Here is a 6,691-nt window from a genome sequence, read left to right on the forward strand (position 1 = left end):
CACCCGGTATGGCGTCGGACACCAGACCCTTTTTGAAAATGAACGGCCTCGGCAACGATTTCGTGGTCTGGGACGCGCGCGAAACGCCGCTGCGCCTGGCGCGGGAGGCGATCGCCGGGCTTGGCGACCGGGAGGGCGGCATCGGCTTCGACCAGATGATCACCGTGGAACGGTCTTCCCTCGGCGTCGACGCCTTCATGCGCATTCACAATCGCGACGGCAGCGAAGTGTCCGCCTGCGGCAATGCCACCAGATGCATCGGCCGTCTCCTGATGGAGGAAACGGGCAAGGATCTGGTGACGATCGAGACGAGCGCCGGTCTTCTTCACGCCTTCGATGCCGCCGGAGCGCGCAATGTGACGGTGGACATGGGTGTGCCGCGCCTGGAGTGGGACCAGATCCCGCTGGCGGAGGAATTTGCCGACACGCGGGCGATCGAGCTGCAGATCGGGCCGATCGACGATCCGATCCTGCACACGCCGGCGGTCGCCAGCATGGGCAATCCCCACGCGATCTTCTGGGTCGACGATGTGGAAGCCTATGATCTCGAGCGGGCCGGCCCGCTGCTGGAGCATCATCCGGTCTTTCCCGAAGGGGCCAATATCTCCCTCGCGCATGTCTTCGCAGAGAACGAGATCCGCGTGAAGGTCTGGGAACGCGGTGTCGGCCTGACGCGTGCCTGCGGCACGGCGGCCTGTGCCGTCGGGGTTGCCGCAGCGCGTGACGGCAAGGCCGGCCGCAAAAGCACGATCCACCTGCCGGGGGGACCGCTGATGATCGAATGGCGCGAATCCGACGGCCACGTTCTGATGACCGGTGCAACGGAAGTGGAATTCGAAGGCGAGGCCGATCTCGGCACGCTGTCCTGGCGCAGGACCGCCGGCGGGGATGCGGTGCCGGAAACCGCAGGGGCCGCGTCATGAGCATCGATGTGGTCACATTCGGCTGCCGGCTGAATTCCTACGAGTCGGAAGTGATGAAGCGCGAGGCGGAGGCGGCCGGTCTTCAGGACGCGATTCTGATCAACACCTGTGCGGTGACCAGCGAAGCCGTGCGTCAGGCGCGCCAGGCCATACGCAAGGCGCGGCGCGACAATCCGAATTCCAGGGTGATCGTCACCGGCTGTGCTGCCCAGACCGAGGCCGAAACCTTCTCCGCCATGGAGGAGGTGGACCTGGTGCTCGGCAATACGGAAAAGCTGGAGCGCAAATCCTATCAGGATGTGGCCGCCTTCGGCATTTCGGACAGCGAGAAGGTGCGCGTCAACGACATCATGAGCGTCGAGGAGACGGCCGGCCACCTGATCGACGGCCTCACCGGGCGTGCCCGGGCCTTCGTGCAGGTCCAGAACGGCTGCGATCACCGCTGCACCTTCTGCATCATCCCCTACGGGCGGGGGAATTCCCGCTCGGTGCCCATGGGCGTGGTGATCGACCAGATCTCGCGTCTCGTGGCCAACGGCTACAACGAGATCGTGCTGACTGGTGTCGACATAACATCCTATGGCGCCGATCTGCCGGGAACGCCGAAGCTCGGCACGTTGACGGCCAAGATTCTCAAGATGGTCCCGGATCTGAAACGGTTGCGGCTGTCCTCCATCGATTCCATCGAGGCCGATGAGGACCTGATGCGGGTGATCGCGGACGACGAGCGCCTGATGCCCCATTTCCATCTTTCGCTGCAGGCGGGCGACGACATGATCCTCAAGCGGATGAAGCGGCGGCACCTGCGCGCCGACACCATCCGCTTCTGCGAGGATGTGCGCCGCATGCGGCCGGACGTGGTCTTCGGGGCGGACATCATTGCCGGGTTTCCGACGGAAACCGAGGAGATGTTCCGGAACTCCCTCAGGATCGTCGACGAGTGCGGCCTGACACATCTGCATGTCTTCCCGTTCTCCCCGCGTCCGGGAACGCCGGCGGCCCGCATGCCGCAGCTTGCGCGTTCCATCGTCAAGGAACGCGGCGCGCGTCTCCGGGCCAAGGGCGAAGACGCGCTTGGCCGGCATCTGGCGGGCGAGGTCGGCAAGGTCCGGCCGGTGCTGATCGAAAAGGACGGCCTGGGCCGTACGGAACAGTTCACCCAGGTGGAACTGAATGGCGGTGAGGCCGGCGAGATTGTCGAAGCCAGGATAATCGGCCATACCGGACGCCATCTTCTGGGCGAAGCCCTTTCCAAAGCCGCCTGAGCGGCTGGGTCGAATTGTTAAGGCGATTTCATGAGCGAGAAAAAGCGCGGATTTCTGGGTCGGCTCTTCGGCGGCAAGGAGACATCCGACGGTGCTGACGAAACGGCTGTCGAACCTGTTGCGGAAGAGACTGCTTCCCCCGAAGACTCCGTCGATGAGCCGGAGCTCGATGTGGAAATGGAGGTCAGGCCGGCCGCCGCGTCGAACGATCCCTACAGGCCGATCCGGATGGACGCGGGACTCGGGCGTTTGCCGGATGTGCCTCCGCCGCTCCCGGTGACCATCGATGAACCGGTTTCAACCGATGTGGCGCCGGAGACCGTGCCGGAAGCCGGCCCGGCACCGGACCCTGACGCGGAGCAGCCGAAAGTCTCCTGGTTGCAGCGACTGAAGAAGGGGCTTTCCCGGTCCTCCTCGTCGCTGACCGAAGGCATCTCGTCGATCTTCACCAAGCGCAAGCTTGACGCCGCCATGCTGGAGGAGCTGGAAGACGTGCTGATCCAGGCCGATCTCGGCGTGGATACGGCGATGGCGATCACGGAAAGACTGTCGGCGGGGCGTTTCGACAAGGAAATCTCGCCGGAAGAGGTGCGCTCGGTGCTGGCGGAGGAAGTGGAAAAGGTTCTCGACCCGGTGGCCCGGCCGCTCGATCTCGCCAGCGGCAGGAAGCCCCATGTGGTGCTGATGGTCGGGGTGAACGGTACCGGCAAGACCACCACGATCGGCAAGCTGTCGCAGAAACTGCGCTCCGAAGGCAAAAAGGTGATGATGGCGGCCGGGGACACGTTCCGTGCGGCCGCGGTCGAGCAGCTCAGGATCTGGGCCGAGCGCACGGGCGCGCAAGTCGTGGCGCGCGACACCGGCGCGGATGCGGCCGGGCTGGCCTATGACGCCATGAAGGAGGCCGTGGAAAAGGATATCGACGTTCTCCTGATCGACACCGCCGGGCGGCTGCAGAACCGGGCCGAGCTGATGGATGAACTGGAAAAGGTCATCCGGGTGATCCGCAAGCTCGATCCGGACGCCCCGCATACGGTTCTCCTGACCCTGGACGCGACGACCGGGCAGAACGCGCTCAATCAGGTGGAGATCTTCGGCAAGGTTGCCGGTGTGACCGGTCTGGTGATGACCAAGCTCGACGGCACGGCGCGCGGCGGCATTCTGGTGGCCATTGCCGCCAGACATGGTCTGCCGGTGCATTTCATCGGTGTCGGGGAAGGGGTCGCCGACCTGGAGCCGTTTTCCGCCAAGGATTTTGCCGGGGCGATCGCCGGGCTGGCGTGAAACACGCCGCCCTCTCCCGAAACCGCTTTTCCGCTTCCGGGTAATGGATCCGGATGTTTCAGGTTCCGGGGTCCCTGAGCGGAGCTGCCGCAGAGTTTATTGCAACAAAGCGTTCCCGGTTGTCGTCCGAAGGCAGCTGACCTGCGTGCGCCGTGGACGGGCGGAAGGTCCGGCTTGTCATCTGCCCGGAGGCGGGGTGTCGGGAACCAGTTCCCCGGCAATTTCCAGAAGGATGTCGCTGGCGCGGTTGGGCACATTGCCCTGCCAGTCATCGAAGGCCGCTTCCCTGTAGGTCACGGCGACGGCAATGGTCACGCGGCCCTCGGGCGAACGGCCTTCCGGCAGCGTGGCGACAGCCGATGCATTGCCGGCAAAGGATGGCGTCTGCGCAATCCAGTCGCCGAGCAGCATCGTACCCAGACCGTAGCTGAAGGTGCTGTTGAGCGTGCGGCAGTTGGGGCAGCCCTCCAGCGGACTGCCGAAGCCGATCAGGCTGGGTTCGATCATGGCCTTGCGGGAGTCCGGCTGCAGGAAACCGTCGATGCCGGTGATCCTGTCGAAGCTGCGCGCCATGTCGGAAATGCTCGTCACCTGAACCGCACCCCGTGGCAGGGTCCAGGAGGGATTCCAGTAGGTGGCGTCTTCCCAGACGCCCCGCTCGCCCGTGTAGGAATGAACGACCGGCTGCGGGACATAGGGCGTGTCGAAATCGTGCGTTTGCGAAAGTTCGAGGGGATCGAGCACATGATGTTGCATCAGCGCCGCGAGGGATTCGCCCGTCGCGGCCTCGAGCACACGCCCGAGGATGACATAGCCCGAATGGGAATAGTCCCAGTTCTCGCCGGGGGCGAAACGACGGGGCGTCGACAGGCTGACATCGATCAGCTCTTCCGGTGTCCACTGGTGAAACGGATCGGCATAGAAGGGCTCCAGAAATCCCTTGTCGTTCGCCGCGTGGTCGGGATAGCCGGCGGTCATGTTGAGCAGCATGCGCGGTGTCGCCGTGTCGGCGGCTGGCAGGTCAGGCAGCCATTCGGCGATGGGGCGGTCGAGGTCGAAACGCCCCGCCTCCGCGAGCCGCAACGCCAGCGCCGCAACATAGGTGAGCGCCACCGCGCCATTGCGAAACTGCCCGTCCACGGTGAGCGGAACCCCCGGCATCGCTTCGCCACGGGCAAGCGTAACAAGCGGCTCGCCATCAATGCGCACTTCCAGCAGAAGCGCATTGAGATCCAGGGTGTCGAAGGCGTCCTGTGCGATCTTCTGCACGGCACTGACCCTGGGGTCCGTTTCCTGTGCGGCGAGCGGCGTTGAAACCAGGAGCAGACCAGCAAGCCCTGCAAGGCCGATGAGCCTGCGGGCGAAGCGAGAATTGTTCGGCGTATCGGTCAAGGCAGCCTTCCTCAAGAGTGAACCACACGCCAATAGATCACAGGGGGCTGCGTGCCGCCAAGGGCGGAGTGCGACAGCTCTCTGCACCGAACGGCAGCAGGCGGGTGGCGTAAGGGGGACCGGGTGCCCGGGCAAGATCGCGCCAGGCACCCGGCCCGCGATCACGCTTCCATGTCCTGGCCGGGCCAGTAGGCGTAGTAGCTCAGTTGATTGGTCGACCCGACAGCCTGTTCAAGGCCCTCGGCCCTTCGAGACTGATAAAGTTCGGAAGTTGTTGGGGCTCCGCCGCGCCAATATTCACCGATGTGACCACCGGATTCGTTGAACATCTGAACGTGGTAGGTTTCCCAAAGTTCCAGTCCGTCGACATTTTCGGCGCGCTGGATCGTCAAGGTGCCTTCAGCCAACGCCTTTTGGAAAGAAGGGTCATCGGTGTATTGTTCTTTGAGGTTGTCGAATACGATTGCTTCAAATTCTTCGTCGCTAACGTCTACTCGAGTGAGCATTTTGTAGCTGGCAGCCGCAGGAACGTCTCCACGGATCCTTTCCGGCAGCTCGTCGCGTGAGAGGGCCTCAGACACTTCGTACTGCACGCCTGCGCGCGTCAATATGTTCGACTCGGAATCAGGCGTCTGGCTGGGGGATTCGGAGACGATTTGCGCGATCCTGGTCATGGCTTCCGAAGCCTTGGCGCTCAAGGAGCTGCTGCCAAAATTCAGCAGGTTGCTTCCGGTCGGCGCAGTAAGTCCAGTGGTCGCATTTGTTGCAGCCGGCGCCGCGCTCTGGAACAGTTGCAGGGCGGTCTGGGCAGTTGAATTGATCGGACTGAGAGAAGTCATGGCTCACATCCTCTTGAAACGATCCGCGCCGCGCCATTCATTGTCGCGGTTGCGGGACAAGAGCATGGACGTCATGTCCATGGTTGTTGTCGATTGCCACCTCCCGGTGTGGAGCCACCGGACGGCAGCAGGCGGGTGGCGTAAGGGGACCGGGTGCCCGGGCAATATTGCGCCAGGCACCGGTCCGCGATCACGCTTCCATGTCCTGGCCGGGCCAGTAGGCGTAGAAGTTTAAGTTTTGAATCATGCCTGAAGCCTGACCATAGCCTTCAGCTTTCCGCGCCCGATAAAACTCTGAAGTGGTTTCGTTGCCTGCGTACAGACCGCCACCAAAGGAATTTCCGTTCGAGTCATAGTACTTGACCCAGTATGTCTCCCATCCTACCAGCCCGTCGACATCCTCCGGACGCTGGATTACAAGTGTTCCATCTGCAACAGCTTTCTGGTATGCAGAATTGTCTGCGTAAAGTTCATTGAGGCCCTTCAGAACGGTTTCTTGAAATTCTTCATCGCTAACGTCTTCATATGTTTCGATTGTGTAACTTGAAGCCGAAACGACCCTGTCGCGAATGGCTTCCGGCAGATCCTCACGCGACATCGCAGCAGTCTCGAAATATGTCACGCCACCTTTGGTCACCTTCCGGGCTTCGGTCGGAGCAATTCTCGAGGGATCCACAGACGTCAGTTCAGCGATCCTGGTCATGGCTTCCGAAGCCTTGGCGCTGAAGGAGTTGCTGCCAAAATTCAGCAGGTTGCTTCCGGTCGGCGCAGCAAGTCCAGTGGTCGCATTTGTTGCAGCCGGCGCCGCGCTCTGGAACAGTTGCAGGGCGGTCTGGGCGGTCGAATTGATCGGACTGAGAGAAGTCATGGCTCACATCCTCTTGAAACGATCCGCGCCGCGCCATTCATTGTCGCGGTTGCGGGACAAGAGCATGGACGTCATGTCCATGGTTGTTGTCGATTGCCACCTCCCGGTGTGGAGCCACCG

At 62.7% G+C, this 6,691-nt stretch carries 6 protein-coding genes; 3 read left to right on the forward strand and 3 right to left on the reverse strand.

Annotated elements, in window-relative coordinates:
• Positions 1-8: 8 nt before the first annotated feature.
• The 3 genes from dapF to ftsY are packed head-to-tail and all read left to right on the forward strand — an operon-like array spanning position 9 to position 3,472.
• A complete protein-coding gene (dapF, locus tag DCO57_RS09510) occupies positions 9-923 on the forward strand; it encodes a diaminopimelate epimerase (RefSeq protein WP_116698639.1) in 915 nt (304 codons plus the stop codon).
• Positions 920-2,188, forward strand: a complete 1,269-nt coding sequence (gene mtaB / locus DCO57_RS09515) for a tRNA (N(6)-L-threonylcarbamoyladenosine(37)-C(2))-methylthiotransferase MtaB (protein ID WP_116698640.1) — start codon at positions 920-922, stop codon at positions 2,186-2,188. The genes dapF and mtaB overlap by 4 nt, the downstream gene beginning before the upstream one ends.
• Before the next feature lie 30 nt (positions 2,189-2,218).
• Positions 2,219-3,472, forward strand: coding sequence for a signal recognition particle-docking protein FtsY (gene ftsY / locus DCO57_RS09520; protein WP_116698641.1), 1,254 nt, complete (start codon positions 2,219-2,221; stop codon positions 3,470-3,472).
• Between the two features lie 177 nt (positions 3,473-3,649).
• Here ftsY and DCO57_RS09525 read toward each other — a convergent pair whose 3' ends face one another.
• The 3 genes from DCO57_RS09525 to DCO57_RS09535 form a co-directional block, all read right to left on the reverse strand.
• Positions 3,650-4,864 (reverse strand): serine hydrolase domain-containing protein, encoded by a 1,215-nt coding sequence (locus tag DCO57_RS09525; RefSeq protein WP_165814697.1) that lies wholly within the window; start codon positions 4,862-4,864, stop codon positions 3,650-3,652.
• Positions 4,865-5,025: 161 nt separating this feature from the next.
• Positions 5,026-5,703 (reverse strand): hypothetical protein, encoded by a 678-nt coding sequence (locus DCO57_RS09530; RefSeq protein WP_116698643.1) that lies wholly within the window; start codon positions 5,701-5,703, stop codon positions 5,026-5,028.
• Between the two features lie 190 nt (positions 5,704-5,893).
• The gene (locus tag DCO57_RS09535; RefSeq protein WP_116698644.1) at positions 5,894-6,571 is read right to left on the reverse strand and encodes a hypothetical protein; all 678 of its coding nucleotides are present in this window, start codon (positions 6,569-6,571) and stop codon (positions 5,894-5,896) included.
• Positions 6,572-6,691: the final 120 nt, after the last annotated feature.

Origin of the sequence: Labrenzia sp. 011, assembly GCF_003075075.1 — a bacterium.
In the GTDB taxonomy this organism is placed as follows: Bacteria; Pseudomonadota; Alphaproteobacteria; order Rhizobiales; family Stappiaceae; genus Roseibium.